At 73.2% G+C, this 16302-nt stretch carries 4 protein-coding genes; all 4 read left to right on the top strand.

Annotation, left to right across the window (positions count from 1 at the left end; genetic code table 11):
- Positions 1-9 precede the first annotated feature (9 nt).
- Positions 10-10842: an amino acid adenylation domain-containing protein gene (locus tag AB0C27_RS55475; protein ID WP_357863308.1), complete on the top strand. Its 10833-nt coding sequence runs from the start codon at positions 10-12 to the stop codon at positions 10840-10842.
- Positions 10843-11167: 325 nt separating this feature from the next.
- On the top strand, positions 11168-14326 hold the full coding sequence (locus tag AB0C27_RS55470; protein ID WP_357863305.1) for an amino acid adenylation domain-containing protein: 3159 nt from the start codon (positions 11168-11170) through the stop codon (positions 14324-14326).
- The gene (locus AB0C27_RS55465) at positions 14323-15600 is read left to right on the top strand and encodes a Zn-dependent hydrolase (protein ID WP_357863302.1); all 1278 of its coding nucleotides are present in this window, start codon (positions 14323-14325) and stop codon (positions 15598-15600) included. Before AB0C27_RS55470 ends, AB0C27_RS55465 begins: the two co-directional genes overlap by 4 nt.
- 15 nt (positions 15601-15615) lie before the next feature.
- A complete protein-coding gene (locus tag AB0C27_RS55460; RefSeq protein WP_357863299.1) occupies positions 15616-16275 on the top strand; it encodes a TIGR00730 family Rossman fold protein in 660 nt (219 codons plus the stop codon).
- Positions 16276-16302: the final 27 nt, after the last annotated feature.

Raw genomic sequence — 16302 nt, 5'->3', positions numbered from 1 at the left:
TGGAATCAGTTGGGTGGGTTGTTCGCGGGTCATGAGTTGCATGTGGTGGATGGTGAGTCGTGGGTGGATGCGGGCCGGTTCGTGGAGTGGGTGGCAGACAGGGGTCTGGACTTTGTGGAGGTGACGCCCTCGTATCTGGAGGTGCTGGTAGGGGAAGGGCTGCTGGAGCGGGGCGGGCTCCAGTTGGTAGGCGTGGGCGGTGAAGCAGTACCGCAGGGGCTGTGGGACAGGCTGTCTGTTGCTCAAGTGCAGGGGTTCAACTTTTACGGTCCGAGTGAGTGCACCGTGGATACGGCGGTGGCCCGCGTGGGCGGGGCGAGTCCGGTGGTGGGTGGGCCGGTGGCGAACATGCGTGCGTTCGTGCTGGATGAGTTCTTGCGTCCGGTGCCGGTGGGTGTGGCGGGGGAGTTGTATGTGGCGGGTCGTGGGGTGGCGCGGGGGTATGTGGGCCGGGCGGGGTTGACGGGTGAGCGGTTTGTGGCGTGTCCGTTCGTGGTGGGTGAGCGGATGTATCGGACCGGGGATCGGGTGCGGTGGACGTCCGAGGGTGAGTTGGCGTTCCTGGGCCGGGTGGATGACCAGGTGAAGATCCGCGGCTTCCGGATCGAACCCGGCGAAGTACGCGCGGTGCTGGCGGACTGTCCTGGAGTGCGGCAGGTCGCGGTGATCGCGCGGGAGGACACGCCGGGAGACAAACGGCTGGTGGCCTATGTGGTGCCCGGCGACGAGCCGCCCGGTGCCGAGGCCGTGCGCGGGTACGCGGCGGAGCGGCTGCCCGAGTACATGGTCCCGTCGGCCGTGGTGCTGCTGGACGCGCTGCCGCGAACGGCCAACGGGAAACTCGACCGCGCCGCCCTGCCCGCCCCCGAGTACACGACCGGCATCGGCCGGGGACCGGCCGACGCCCGCGAGGAGATGGTGTGCGCGGCGTTCGCCGAGGTGCTGGGCGTCGAGAGCGTGGGCGTGGACGACGACTTCTTCGCCCTCGGCGGCCAGTCGCTGCTGGCCATCCGCGCGGTCGCGGCGCTGCGGGCACGTGGCGTGTCGGTGTCGGTGCGCTCGTTCTTCCAGACGCCGACCCCCGCCGGGGTGGCCCGGTCGGCCGGCGAGACAGGCGTGGCGGTGCCGGACAACGCGATCCCGGCCGGCGCCACCGCGATCACCCCGGAGATGTTGCCGCTGGTCGAACTGACAGCGGAGGAGATCGACCGGATCGCCGCCACGGTCGAGGGCGGCGCGGCCAACATCGCGGACGTCTATCCCCTCGCGCCGTTGCAGGAGGGGCTGCTGTTCCACCACCTGCTCGCCGAGGACGGCCAGGACGCCTACGTGCAGCTCACCGTGGTCGAGTTCGACTCGCGGGCCCGGCTGGACGCCTTCGCCGGCGCTCTCCAGCAGGTCGTGAACCGGCACGACATCTACCGCACCTCGATCGTCTGGCAGGGGCTGCGCGAACCCGTCCAGGCGGTGTGGCGGCGGGCGGTGCTCCCCGTGCGCGAGGTGACGCCCGGCCCAGGCACGGGCGACCTCGCCGAACGCCTGGTCGCGCACGTCGGCCGGACCATGGAACTCGGTCGAGCGCCGCTGATGGACATCCACGTCACGCCCGTCCCCGGCACCTCCCGATGGCTGGGGCTGGTGCGGGTGCATCACCTGGCGCAGGACCACACCGCGCTCGAAGTGGTGATCGACGAGGTGCGGGCCTTCCTCTCCGGACGCGGGGACGAACTGCCCGAGCCGCTGCCGTTCCGTACGTTCGTGGCCCAGGCTCGCGGCGCCGTCGAGCGGGCCGAGCACGAGCGCTACTTCGCCGATCTGCTCGGCGACGTCACCGAGCCGACCGCGCCGTACGGCGTGCTGGACGTGCGCGGCCACGGCACCGCCTCCGTACGCGAGATCGTGCCGTTCCCGCCGGAGCTGGAGCGGCGGGTGCGCGAGCTGTCCCGCCGGGCCGGCGCCAGCCCGGCGACGCTCCTGCACGTGGCCTGGGCCAGGCTGCTCTCCGTGCTGTCAGGTCGCGACGACGTGGTGTTCGGGTCGGTGCTGTTCGGCCGGATGAACGCGGGCACCGGCTCCGACCGGGTGCCGGGCCCGTACATGAACACCCTCCCGGTACGCGTCCGCACAGGCGGGACGGGCGTGCTCGAAGCGGTCGGCGCAATGCGCGGCCAGCTCGCCGCGCTCGTCCGGCACGAGCACGCACCGCTGGCCGTCGCGCAGCAGGCGAGCGGCGTCACCGGGGACACGCCGCTGTTCACCGCCCTGTTCAACTACCGTCACAACAGCGGCCCTTCGCGTGACTCGAACGACGCGATGACGGGCATCACGCTGCGTTACTCCGAGGACCGCGACAACTACCCGCTCACCGTCAACGCCGACGACAACGGCGACCGGCTCTCGCTGGCCGTGGACGCCGTCGCGCCGATCGACCCGCGCGCCGTCGGCACGCTGCTGCGCACCACCACCGGCAACCTGCTCTCCGCGCTCGAAGCGGCCCTGGACGGCGGCCATGACCTGCCGCTGAGCGCCGTGGACGTGCTGGACCAGGCCGAACGCGAGCGGGTGCTGGACGCCTGGAACGACACCGACGTCCCGGTCCGTCCCGCGACGGTGACGGAACTGTTCGAGGCACAGGTGGTACGCACACCGGACGCGGTCGCGGTGAGCTGCGGCGCGGACGCCGTCACCTACGCGGAGCTGAACGAACGGGCCAACCGGCTGGCCCGGCTGCTGGCGGGGCGAGGCGTGGGGCCGGAGTCGGTGGTCGCGCTGGTGCTGGAGCGCGGCGTGGAGCTGATGACCGCGGTGCTCGGCGTGCTGAAGGCCGGGGGCGCGTACCTGCCGGTGGATCCCGAGTATCCGGCGGGGCGGATCGCGTACATGATCGAGGACGCGGCGCCGGCCCTGGTGCTCGCCTCGACCACCACGGCCCGCACGCTGCCCGGCGCGGTCGTGGACTCAAGCGGGAGGGCACGCACGGCGCCCGGCCTGGTCGTCCTCGACTCGGACGCGACCGTCGCGGAGCTGCGTGGGCTGTCCGGTGGGGATCCGGGGACGCCGGTGCTGCCCCGGCACCCGGCGTACGTGATCTACACCTCCGGCTCGACCGGCCGCCCCAAGGGCGTGGTCCTCACCCACGAGGGGTTCGCCAACACGGCGCACGCGCTCGCCCGCCGCTACCCGACCGAGGTCGGCCCGGGGTCGCGGATGTTGCAGTTCGCGTCCGTCAGTTTCGACATGTTCTGCTCCGAATGGGCGCTGGCCCTGCCCGCCGGTGCCACCCTCGTCGTCGTGCCGCCGCACCGGCGGCTCGGCGCGGAGCTGGCGGCGTTCATCGCCGGCGAGGGCATCACGCACGCCGCCTTCCCGCCCGCCGTGCTCGCGGGCCTGGATGAGAGGGACGTCCCCGCCGGCGTCGTCATCGACGTGGGCGGTGAGGCGCTGGAGGCCGAGCTGGTCGAGCGGTGGGCGCCGGGCCGGGAGCTGTTCAACTCCTACGGCCCCACCGAGACCACCGTGGACGCCGCGGTGTGGCGGTGCCGGGCGGGCGCGAGCGACGTGCCGATCGGCACGCCCATCGCCAACACGCAGGTGTACGTCGTGGACGAGCGCTTGGCGCCGGTGCCGGTGGGTGTGGCGGGCGAGCTGTACGTGGCGGGGGCCGGGCTGGCACGCGGTTACCTGGGACGGCCGGGGCTGAGCGCGGAACGCTTCGTGGCCGATCCGTTCGGGCCCGCCGGGACGCGGATGTACCGGACCGGCGACCGGGTGCGCTGGAACGCCGAGGGCGAGCTGGTGTTCGCCGGGCGGGTGGACGACCAGGTGAAGATCCGCGGCTTCCGGATCGAGCCGGGCGAGGTACGGGCCGTGCTCGCCGCTCATCCGCTGGTCGAGCAGGCCGCGGTGGTGGCCCGCGAGGACACGCCCGGTGACGTACGCCTGGTCGCCTACGTCGTCCCCGCCCCCGCGCGCGGCGATACGGACGCACCCGCGAACCCCGATGCGTCAGACCCCGCGAACGCCGCCACGACCGACCCCGCAAGTCCCGGTGTGGGCGCGTCCCGGCAGGCCGGTGCGGGCGGGCTCGGCGCCGTGCTGCGGGAGTACGCGGCCGAGCGGCTGCCCGGGCACATGGTGCCGTCGGCGGTCGTGACCATGGACGAGCTGCCGCTGACCGTCAACGGCAAGCTCGACCGCCGCGCTCTGCCCGTCCCCGACCACGCGGCCGACCACGCGACCGGGCCCGCCACCCGGGCGGCCACCCCGCAGGAGGAGATCCTGTGCGGCCTGTTCGCCCAGGTGCTCGGCCTCGGCGGCGTCGGCGTGGACGACGACTTCTTCGCCCTCGGCGGTCACTCGCTGCTGGCGGTGCGGCTGATCAGCCGGGTCCGCACGATCATGGGCATGGAGGTGCCGCTGCGCGCGTTGTTCGAGGCGCCGACCGCGGCCCTGCTCGCCGCCCACCTCGACGCGGCCCGCCGGGCCGGCGCCGCCGCCGCGCAGACGGCGCTCACGCGCAGGGAGCGCCCTGACCGGGTGCCGCTGTCGTTCGCGCAACGCCGCGTGTGGTTCATCGGCCAGCTCGAAGGGTCGAGCGCCGCCTACAACGTGCCGGTCGCGCTGCGGCTGCGCGGCGAGCTCGACGTCGGCGCGCTCCGCCTGGCGTTGCGCGACGTCGTGGAGCGGCACGAGGTGCTGCGCACCCGGTTCCCCGCCGCCGACGGGGAGCCGTACCAGGAGATCGTTCCGACGGCGGAGGCGGCGCTTGAGCTGCCGGTCACCGACCTCGCGCGAGGGGAGCTGGACGAGGCGGTCGCCGCCGCCGCCCGGTACGTGTTCGACCTGGCCCGCGAGGTGCCCCTGCGGGCCTGGCTGTTCCGCCTCGCCCCCGACGAGCACGTCCTGGCCGTGACGATTCACCACATCGCCAGCGACGGCGCCTCCACCGGCCCGCTGGCCCGCGACCTGTCCGCCGCCTACGCCGCGCGCCGCGCCGGCCGGCCGCCGGCCTGGGCGCCGCTGCCGCTCCAGTACGCCGACTACACCCTGTGGCAGCGGGAGCTGCTCGGCGACGAACGGGACCCGGGCAGTGTCCTGTCCGGGCAGGTCGCCTACTGGCGGCAGGCGCTGGCCGGCGCGCCGGAGGAGCTGACGCTGCCCTTCGACCATCCGCGCCCGCTCGTGGCCACACACCGCGGCCACCCGGTGCCCATGGAGGTGCCGGCCGAGGTGCACGCCCGGCTGCGCGAGGTGGCGCGGGCGGAGGGCGTCACCATGTTCATGGTGCTCCAGGCCGCGCTCGCCATGCTGCTGTCGCGGCTCGGCGCGGGCACCGACGTCCCGATCGGGTCGCCGAACGCGGGACGCACCGACGAGGCGCTGGACGACCTGGTCGGCTCCTTCGTCAACACCCTCGTCCTGCGTACGGACCTGTCCGGCGACCCCGCCTTCACCGAGGTCCTGGCCCGGGTCCGGGAGACCAGCCTGTCGGTCTTCGCCAACCAGGACGTGCCCTTCGAGCGCCTGGTCGAGGAGCTGTCCCCGAGCCGCTCGATGGGCCGGCACGCCCTGTTCCAGGTCATGCTGACGCTGCAGAACACCCTCGACGAGGAGATCGACCTGCCCGGCCTGCGGGCCGAGACCGTGCACACCAGCGCCTCCGCCGCCAAGTTCGACCTCGACGTCATCATGGCCGAGGTGTTCGACGACGGCGGCGTCCCGGCCGGCGTGCGCGCGCTGATCACCGCCGCCGCCGACCTGTTCGAGCCCGGCACCGTCACCGCGCTGGCGGGGCGGCTGGCGCGGGTGCTGGAGACCGTCTCCGGCGATCCGCGGGTCCGGCTCAGCAGCCTGGACGTGCTCGGCGCCGGCGAGCGCCACGACGTCCTGACCCGCTGGAACGACACCGAGGCCCCCGAGGTGACGCCCGCGACCGTGGCGGAGCTGTTCGAGGCCCAGGTGGCGCGCACCCCTGACGCGGTCGCCCTCATGGCGGGTGACGCCGAGCTGACCTACGCCGAGCTGGACGCGCGCGCGGAACGGCTGGCCGGGCGGCTGGCCTGGCATGGCGTCGGCCCCGAGTCGGTCGTCGGCGTGTGCCTCGAACGCGGAGCCGACCTGATCGTCGCGCTGCTGGGCGTGCTCAAGGCCGGTGGCGCGTACCTGCCGATAGACCCCGAGTACCCGGCCGACCGGGTGGCGTTCATGGTGGCGGACGCCGCGCCCGCGATCGTCGTCACCTCCTCGGCCACGGCCGGCGTCCCGGCGGCGGGCGCGACGACCCTGCTGATCGACGCCGAGAGCCCGGCCGCGCCGGTGGACAGAGGCGGCAGGTCGGTGGCGCAGCCCGCGTACGTGATCTACACCTCCGGCTCGACCGGCCGCCCCAAGGGCGTGCTGGTCACCCACGCCGGCGTGGCCGCGCTGGTCGCGGGCCAGGTCCGCGCCCTCGGGGCCGGTCCTGGCAGCCGCGTGGGGCAGTTCGCGTCGGCGAGTTTCGACACGTTCGGCTGGGAGTGGATGATGGCGCTGCTGTCCGGGGCGGCGCTGGTGGTGATCCCGCCGGAGCGGCGGCTGGGCGAGGGCCTGCCGCGGTTCCTCACCGAGCGGGGCGTGACGCACGTGACGCTGCCGCCCGCGGTGCTGGCCACGCTGCCGGAGCAGGCGCTCGATCCCGGCGTCGCCGTGGTGGTCGCGGGGGAGGCGTGCCCGCCGGACGTCATGGCGCGGTGGGCGCGTGACCGGCGCATGTTCAACTCGTACGGGCCGACCGAGACCACCGTGGACGCCACGCTGTGGCGCTGCGACCCCGACGCCGGCCAGGTGCTGATCGGCTCGCCCGTGCTGAACACGCGGGTCTACGTGCTGGACGAGTACCTGACGCCCGTGCCGGTCGGGGCCGTCGGGGAGATCTACGTCGCCGGGGCCGGGTTGGCGCGCGGCTACCTCGGCCGTCCTGGGCTGAGCGCCGAGCGGTTCGTGGCCGACCCGTTCGCCGCCGACGGCGGCAGGCTCTACCGCACCGGCGACCTCGCCCGCTGGACGCCGCACGGCGAGCTGGCCTTCGCCGGCCGGAGCGACGACCAGGTGAAGATCCGCGGCTTCCGGATCGAGCCGGGCGAGATCGAGAACGTGCTCCGTACGCACCCGGCGGTCGCGCAGGCCGCGGTCGTCCCGCGCGAGGACGAGCCGGGCGACAGGCGCCTGGCCGCCTACGTCGTCCTGACCGGCGGCGCGGACGACGCCATCCCCTCGATCCTCGAACACGCCGCGGAACGCCTCCCCGGCTACATGGTCCCCGCGGCCGTGGTGGCGCTGGAGACGCTGCCGCTGACGGTCAACGGCAAGCTCGACCGCGAGGCGCTGCCCCGTCCCGGCCACGCGGGCCCGGCGGCCGGGCCGGGCGACCGCCGGCCGCAGGACGCCAGGGAGGAGATCCTGTGCGCCGTGTTCGCCCAGGTGCTCGGCCTCGACAGCGTCGGCGTGGACGACGACTTCTTCGCCCTCGGCGGCCACTCGCTGCTGGCGGTGCGGCTGGCCAGCCGGATCCGCGCGGTGCTCGGGGCCGACCTGGACATCCGGGTGCTCTTCGAGGCGCCGACCGTGGCCGGGCTGGCCGCCCGGCTGGCCTCAGACGGCACCGTCCAGACGCCGCTGACGCCGATGGAACGCCCGGAACGGGTGCCGCTGTCGTTCGCGCAGCAGCGGTTGTGGTTCATCAGCCAGCTTGAGGGGCCGAGCGGCACCTACAACGACCCGATCGTGCTGCGCCTGACCGGCGACGTCGACCGGGATGCCCTCTGCCGCGCCCTGCGCGACGTGATCGAGCGGCACGAGGTGCTGCGGACCGTCTTCCCCGTCGCCGACGGCGAGCCCTACCAGCGGGTCCTGACCCCGGACGAGCTGGCATGGGAGCCGGTCAGGGAGACGCCGGCCGATCTCGACGCCGCGGTGGCGGAGGCGGCGGGTTACGCCTTCGACCTGTCGTCGGAGGTGCCGATCCGGGCCTGGCTGTTCGCGGCCGGGCCGGGCGAGCTGGTGCTGGTGGTGGTGATCCATCACATCGCGGGCGACGGCTGGTCGATCGGGCCGCTGGCCCGGGACGTGTCGGTGGCGTACGCGGCGCGGCGCGGCGGCCGGGCTCCGGTGTGGGAGCCGCTGCCGGTGCAGTACGCCGACTACACCCTGTGGCAGCGTGAGCTTTTGGGCGACGAGAACGATCCGGACAGCCTGATCGCCACGCAGATGGCCTACTGGCGGGACACCCTTTCCGGTGCGCCGGAGGAGCTGGCGCTGCCGTTCGACCGGCCGCGCCCGGCGGTGGCCTCGCACCGGGGGCACAGTGTGCCGGTGCGCATCCCGGCCGAGGTGCACGCGCGGCTGGCCGAGGTGGCCAGGGCCGAGGGCGTCACCATGTTCATGGTGCTGCAGGCCGCGCTGGCGGTGCTGCTGTCGCGGCTGGGTGCCGGGACCGACATCCCGATCGGGTCGGCGAACGCCGGTCGTACGGACGTGGCGCTCGACGATCTGGTGGGCTGCTTCGTCAACACGCTGGTCGTACGGGCTGACCTGACCGGCGACCCGGCCTTCCGCGACCTGCTGGGCCGGGTACGGGAGCGCAGCCTGGCGGCGCTCGCACACCAGGACGTGCCCTTCGAGCGGCTGGTGGAGGAGCTGGCCCCGGCGCGGTCGATGGCCCGGCACCCGCTCTTCCAGGTCGTGTTCACCATGCAGAACAACGCCGCGGCCGTGCTCGACCTGCCCGGCGTCAGAGCCGAGGGCAGGTCGGCGGGGACGTCGGCGGCGAAGTTCGACCTCGACGTGCTCGTGGGCGAGACGTTCGACGCCGACGGGGCTCCGGCCGGGGTGCGCGGCTCCGTGACGGTCGCGGCGGACCTGTTCGACGAGGAGTGGGCCGGGCGGATCGCGGGCTACTGGGCGCGGGTGCTGGAGCAGCTGGCCGCCGATCCTCGGGGTCGGCTGAGCGAGGTCGACCTGCTCGGGGAGGACGAGCACCGGGCCCTTTCGGAGTGGAATCGCACGACGACCGGCGAACCGGCGACTCCGGTGGTGGAGCTGTTCGAGGCGCAGGTCGCCGGTCGGCCGGACGCGGTCGCGGTGGTGGCTCCCGACGGAGAGGAGGTCACCTTCGCCGATCTGGACGAGCGGGCCAACCGGCTGGCGAATGTCCTGGTCGGCGAGGGGGTGGGCGCCGAGTCCGTGGTCGGGGTGTGCCTGGATCGCGGTGTCGAGCTGGTGGTGGCGTTGTTGGCGGTGTGGAAGGCGGGTGCGGCGTATGTGCCGATCGACCCACGTCAACCGGTGGAGCGGATCGCCTACCTGCTCGCCGACAGCCGGGCCGTGCTGACCGTCACCAGCGAGGAGATCGCGGACGAGCTCCCGGCCGGGCGGGTGCGGATGCTGACGCTGGACGACACGCTCACGAAGCTGCGGCTGTCGATGGCTCCCGCTACCCGGCCCGAGCGGGTCGTGCACGGCGGCCAGACGGCCTACGTCATCTACACCTCCGGTTCGACCGGTCGGCCGAAGGGTGTGCTGGTCAGTCAGGGGGCTTTGGCGAACTATGTGGCTTCGGTGCCGGGGCGGCTCGGGATGGACGACGGCCGGTATGCCCTGGTTCAGGGGCAGGCGACCGACTTGGGTAACACGATTGTTTTCGCCGCGCTGACCCTGGGTGGTGAGTTGCACATCATGGCGGAGGAGGCCGCTACGGACCCGGATGCTTTCGGCAGTCTGCTGGCCGAGCGCGAGATCGATTTCGTGAAGATGGTGCCGTCCCATCTGGCGGCGATGGGTCCCGGTCTCCTGCCTGCTCGTGCGCTGGTCTTGGGTGGTGAGGCGGCTGCTCCTGATTGGCTGGCGCGGTTGCTGGAGGAGGCCGACGAGCGCGGTTGCGCGGTGTTCAACCACTACGGCCCGACGGAGACGACGATCGGTGTGGCCACCACCCGCCTGAGCAGCGGTGGCATGGCACCGGTCGGCACACCCGTGGCCAACACCGCCTTCCACGTCCTGGACGAGCATCTGTCGCCCGTCCCGCCGGGGGTTACAGGCGAGCTGTATGTCGCGGGCGCCCAGTTGGCCCGCGGCTACCTCGGCCGCCCGGGTCTGACGGCGGAGCGCTTCGTTGCGTGCCCGTCCGAGCCAGGCACCCGCATGTACCGCACCGGCGACCGCGCCCGCTGGACCACCGACGGCCAGTTGTTGTTCGCCGGCCGAGCGGACGACCAGGTCAAGATCCGCGGATTCCGCGTCGAACCAGGCGAGGTCACAGCAGTGTTGGCCGGCTGCCCCGGAGTGGAACAGGTGGCCGTGGTGCCGCACGAGACCGCGCCCGGTGAAGTCCGGCTGGTCGGCTACCTGACGGCCGGCGACGCGGAAGGCGCGGCCGCGCTGCCCGCCGTCGCCCGCAGGTTCGCGGCCGAGCGGCTGCCCGAGCACCTGGTGCCGTCCGCCTGGGTGGTGCTGGACGCGCTGCCGCTGACCGGGAACGGCAAGCTCGACCGCCGCGCCCTGCCCGCGCCTGACCTCACCCCCACGGCCGGTGCGGGACGCGGCCCGTCCGACGCGCGCGAGGAGGCGCTGTGCGCCGCGTTCGCCGAGGTCCTGGGGGTCGAGGGCGTCGGCGTGGACGACGACTTCTTCGACCTCGGCGGCCACTCGCTGCTCGCCGTGCGCCTGGTCAGCCGCATCCGCGCCCAGCTCGGGGCGGACATCCAGGTCCGCACCCTGTTCGACGCCCCGACGGTGGCGAGTCTCGCGCGGCAGCTCGGCGAGGAGCGGAGCACCCGTCCCGCCCTGCGCCCCATGCGCGAGCGCTGACGGCGACGTCGCGCGCGAGCGTTCGACTGCGGCCTCGGCGCAGTTGAACGCTCGCCCCGCCCTGCCCCGGGAAGGCCCCGCCCGGCGCCGAATTCGGGCAATTGTTCAGGCAGCGGCGGGTACGCCATAGTGGAGCCCGGCATAAAGGCGCGGCCCGCGCCGGTGATTCCCGCTTTCACCGCCGTTCTCTCTTCTTCGACGTGCTGAATTCTGTTTCAGTGGCTTTCCGTCCGCCCCCGAAAATGTCACCGGACGACGTGAGAAAAAAGGGGTCTTGATGATTCCGTTGTCATTCGCACACGGGTCGGCGACCAGGCCGGCCCGAATGCCCCTCGGGGTGGAGAACGCCTATCCCATGTCCGCGCTGCAACTCGGCATCGTCTACCACGCGCTGTCCGGCGGGGGCGAGACGCTCTACCTCAACGCCTGCAGTCTGCGCCTGCGCGGTGCCCGGCTCGACCTGGAGCTGTTCGACCGGGCCGTCCAGGACGTGGTGAACCGGCACGCCGTGCTGCGCACCTCGTTCGACCTGAGCAGCTTCGGCGAGGCGACGCAGCTCGTGCACGCGGTGGCGACGGTGCGGCGCGAGGTCCACGACCTGTGCGGCGTCCCCGAGGAGGAGCGGGAGCGGCATCTGCGGGCCGCGCTCGGCGTCGAGCGGCGCCGCCCGTTCGACCTCGCGCAGGCGCCCCTCCTGCGCAGCGTGCTGCACCGCTGGGCGGAGGACGATTTCCACTGGACCGTCGTCTACCACCAGGCGATCCTCGACAGGCAGAGCCTGACGCTCGTGCTCGGCGAGGTCCTGCGCCGATACGCGGACCTGCTCGCCGACCCGGCGGCCGTGCTCCCCGCCCCGCCCGCTGAGGCGTTCCCCGAGTTCGTCGCGGCGGAGCAGGCGGCCGTCGGCGCGGAGCACGGCGAGCGCTGGCGGGACCACCTTCTCGGCTACACGCTGACGCCCCTGCCGGCCGCGTCGGGGGCGGCGGTGGCGACCGGCGTCTGCGGCGCGACCGCGTACCGGTCGATCGAGTCGCCGGTGCCGGACGACCTCGCCGGCGCGCTGCGTGCGCTGAGCGGCGCGGCGGGCGTGCCGATCGAGGACGTGCTGCTCACGGCGCACCTGAAGGTGATCAGCCTGCTGACCGGCGCCGGCGACGTCGCCACCGGAGTGACCATGCGCCCGCCCGCGCCAAGCCCCTCGGCCGGTCTCTTCCTGAACGTGCTGCCGCTCCGGGTGGACGTGTCGGGCGGGCGGTGGCGGGACCTGGTGCGGCGCGTGTACGGCCGGGCCAAGGCGATGCTCCCGTACAGCCGTTATCCGCTGGCCAGGATCGCCGCTGACCTGGGCGGCGCCGAGATGTTCGACTCCATGTTCGAGTACAGCGACGTGGGGCTCCCCGACGCCTGGCCCGGCCAGGACGGCGTCTCGATCACCCACCGCGTCGAGCCGAACAACTTCACCCTTTCGACCCGGTTCATCCGCGACTCCCGCTCGGGCCGCCTGACGCTGGCCCTCGACTACCGTTCCGGCAAGCTGGACGACGCGCAGGCGCTGACGATCCGCGACTACTACCTCGCCACGCTGACCGCGATGGCCGGGCCGGACGGGCCGCACGACACGTTCTCCCCGCTGAGCGCCGCGGAGAGACGGCGCATGCTGGTGGACTGGAACGGGCCCGTGCGCGACTACCCGCGCGAGGAGTGCGTGCAGCAGCTCATCGAACGGCAGGCGGCCAAAACCCCCGACGCGCTCGCGGTGCTCAGCGACGCGGCCGAACTCACCTACGCCGAGCTCAACGCCAGGGCGAACCGGCTGGCCAGAGAGCTGCGCGAGCTCGGGGCAGGACCCGAGACCGTGGTCGGCGTGCACGCCGAGCGGGACGCGGACATGATCGTCACCCTGCTCGGCGTGCTCAAGTCCGGCGCCGCCTACCTGCCGCTGGACCCCGGCTACCCGGCGGAACGGCTCCGCTTCCTGCTCGACGACGCCCAGGCCCAGCTCGTCGTCACCAAGGCGCACCTCGCCTCCCGGCTCCCCGAGGGGAACTGGCAGGTCTTCTGCACCGACACGCGGGCCGCGGACATCCAGCGCCATCCCGCGCACGACCTCGGCCCGCTGGCCACTCCTGCCAACCTGGCCTACGTCATCTACACCTCCGGCTCGACCGGCCGGCCCAAAGGCGTCCAGGTGCCGCACTCCGGCCTGGCCAACTACCTGCACTGGTGCGTCGAGGGATACGCGAGCCGGGGCCGCGGCGGGGCGCCGGTGTTCTCCTCCTTCGCCTTCGACATGATCGTGCCCAACATCTACACCCCGCTGATCATGGGCGAACGGGTCTGCATGCTGCCGGAGAAGCTGCCGGTGCACGACCTCGGGGCCCGCCTGGAGCGGCTGGCGCCGTTCACCTTCATCAAGCTGACCCCCGGGCACCTGGACCTGCTCTCCGAGACCCTCGGCAGGACCGCGGCCAGGAACCTGGCCGGCACCCTCGTCGTCGGCGCGGACGCCTTCCCCAGCCGCAACCTCGCCCACTGGCGGCGGCTGGACCCCGGCACGGTCGTGCTCAACGAGTACGGCCCGACGGAGGCGTCGGTGGGCAACGCCGTCTTCCACACGCAGGGCCCCGTCGAGCGCGACCTGCTCCCCATCGGGCGGGCCATCCCGAACACCACCATGTACGTGCTGGACGCGGCGCTGAACCCCGCCCCGGTGGGCGTCGCGGGCGAGCTCTACATCGGCGGCGCCTGCGTGGTGCGCGGCTACGCCGGCCGGCCCGCGCTGACGGCGAGCCGCTTCGTGCCCGACCCCTACCTCGGCGACGTCGCCCGCATGTACCGCACCGGCGACCTGGGCCGATGGCTGCCGGACGGCAACCTCGAATTCCTCGGCCGGGTTGACGACCAGGTCAAGCTGAACGGCTATCGGGTCGAGCTGGGCGAGGTCGAGTCCGTGCTGGCCGGGCACCCGGCCGTGGCCAGGTCCGTGGCCGCCATCCTCGGCGAGGGCTCCCGGCGCCGGCTGGTCGGCTACTACGTGCCCCGCGCGGAGGTGACCGAGGAGGAGCTCATGACCCACCTCGCCGAGCGGGTGCCCGCCTACCTGATGCCGTCGGCACTGCACGCCATCGACGCCGTGCCGCTCAACGCGAACGGCAAGGTCGACCGCAAGGCCCTGCCCGACCCCAGGGAACCACGCGGACCGGCGGCGGACGCGTTCATCTCCCCCCGCACCCCCATCGAGTCGGCGCTGGCCGTCATCTGGGAGGACCTGCTCGGCGTGGAGCCGATAGGCGTACGCGACAACTTCGCCGACCTGGGCGGCGACTCCATCCTGGCCACCAGGATGGCCTTCAGGATCAGCGCGGACCTCGACCTCGACGTGGCGGTGGCCGACATCCAGCACGGCCGCGACCTGGCCGAGCTGGCCGAGCGCCTGGCCTCACCGGCGGCGAGCCGGCGAACAGGCCAGGGGTCGTCGTCATGAGGGACAGCGTGACGAGGCGGCCAGGCCGCACGCTGCGGATCGCCGGCGACCGGCTGCTGGCCGCCATCCGCGACCTCGGCGCCATCGGCGCCACCGCCGACGGCGGCGTCACCAGGCTCGCCTTCACCGACGAGGACCTGCGCGGGCGCAAGCTCGTGCACGACCTCATGGTCGGGGCCGGGCTCCAGACCCGGATCGACAGCGCGGCCAACATCATCGGATACCGGCCGGGACAGCGCCAGGACCTGCCCGTTCTCATGCTCGGCTCGCACATCGACACGGTGCCGAACGGCGGCGCCCTGGACGGCGCGTACGGCGTCCTCGCGGCCGTCGAGGTCGCCCGCGCGCTCGACGAGCACGGCACCCTCCTGTCGCACCCGCTGGCCGTGGTGGCGTTCAACAACGAGGAGGGCGCGTTCGGCACCAGGGGGATGTGGGGCGCGCACGCGATGGTGGGCGCCCTCGACGAAACCGACCTGGCCGCTGCCGACGACCGCGGCAGGCCGGTCGCCGACCTGCTTACCGAGATGGGCGGCGACCCCGGCCGGCTCGACCAGGCCGTCTGGGCCGCGGACGAGGTGGCCGCCTACTTCGAACTGCACATCGAGCAGGGGCCGGTGCTGGAGAGCAGGAACGTCCGCATCGGGGTGGTCGAGGCCATCACCGGCCGCTCCACCCTCGACGTCACCGTACGCGGAAAAGCCTCCCACGCCGGGACCACGCCGATGGAGCTGCGCCAGGACGCGCTCGTGGCGGCGGCCCAGGTGATCCTCGCGGTGCGCGACCTGGCCGGCCGCAACGGGCCCGTGCGGGTGGCCACCGTCGGCTCGCTCTCGCTGGCCCCCAACGCGTGGAACGTCGTGCCCGGAATCGTCACGATGCAGGTGGACCTGCGCGACGTGTCCGAGTCCGCCATGCGGCAGGCCGCCGCGCGGCTGCGAGGCGAGATCCTGGAGATCGCCATGAGGACCGGCACCGCCATCGACGTGGCCGGCCAGAACAGCGTGCCGGCCGTCTCCTGCGACCTCGGCCTGCGCGACGTCATCGCGGCCGCGAGCGAGAGCCTGAACCTGAGCCACCTCACCCTGCCCAGCGGCGCCGGCCACGACGCGCAGGTCATCGGACGCATCGCACCCATCGGCATGATCTTCGTGCCCAGCAGGGGCGGCATCAGCCACGCACCCGAGGAGCACAGCGCAGGGGACGACCTGATCGCGGGCGCGAACGTGCTGCTGCAGTCGGTCCTCGGCTACGACGAGAGATACGCGAACTGACGCTTGGAGACGAACATGGCAGGCAGAGCATCATCTCAGGGCAGGTCCATCGCCGTCTTCTGCGGCGCCCGCGCGGGCGCCCACGCACGGTATCTCCAGGTGGCCGGCCAGTTCGGCGAGGCCCTGGCGCGCCGCGGCGCGGGACTGGTCTACGGCGCCTGCGGGCTCGGCGTCATGGGCGCGGTCGCCGGCGCCGTCACCGCCGCCGGCGGATCCGTGACCGGCGTGATCCCGCACCACCTGTACGAACGGGAGCAGCCGGACCTCGCCGGCGGCGACATCTACGTGGTCAGGTCCATGCACGAGCGCAAAGCCCTCATGTACCGCCTGTCCAGCGGGTTCGCGGTCCTGCCCGGCGGACTCGGCACACTGGACGAGCTGATGGAGGTGGCCACCTGGAACCAGCTGCGCCTCCATGAGAAACCCGTCGTGCTGATCAATCAAGGCGGCTTCTTCGACCCGCTGATCGCCATGCTCGACCACGTGGTGGCCGAGGGCTTCCTCACGCACGAGGAACGCGCGGCCATCCGCGCCACGGGCGACCTCGACGACGCCTTGGACTGGCTCGGCCTGCGGGACCCCAAGGACACACCGGACGCGCCCCTCGCGCCCGGCACGCCCGCTGTGTCTGAGACGCCCGCCGCGGCCGTCATGACGGCCGCCGGCGGCGACTGAGCCTCCCCTGTCCTCCCCGGCCTCCCG

This window comes from Nonomuraea sp. NPDC048882 (assembly GCF_040649755.1).
GTDB classification, from domain to species: Bacteria; Actinomycetota; Actinomycetes; order Streptosporangiales; family Streptosporangiaceae; genus Nonomuraea; species Nonomuraea maheshkhaliensis.
The sequence above is the reverse complement of the archived record's forward strand: the minus strand, read 5'-3'. Positions and strand labels throughout refer to the sequence as shown.

Coding starts and splice junctions, on each gene's coding strand:
- AB0C27_RS55470 (WP_357863305.1), top strand. CDS start 11,168: ATGCCCCTCGGGGTGGAGAACGCCTATCCCATGTCCGCGCTGCAACTC.
- AB0C27_RS55465 (WP_357863302.1), top strand. CDS start 14,323: ATGAGGGACAGCGTGACGAGGCGGCCAGGCCGCACGCTGCGGATCGCC.
- AB0C27_RS55460 (WP_357863299.1), top strand. CDS start 15,616: ATGGCAGGCAGAGCATCATCTCAGGGCAGGTCCATCGCCGTCTTCTGC.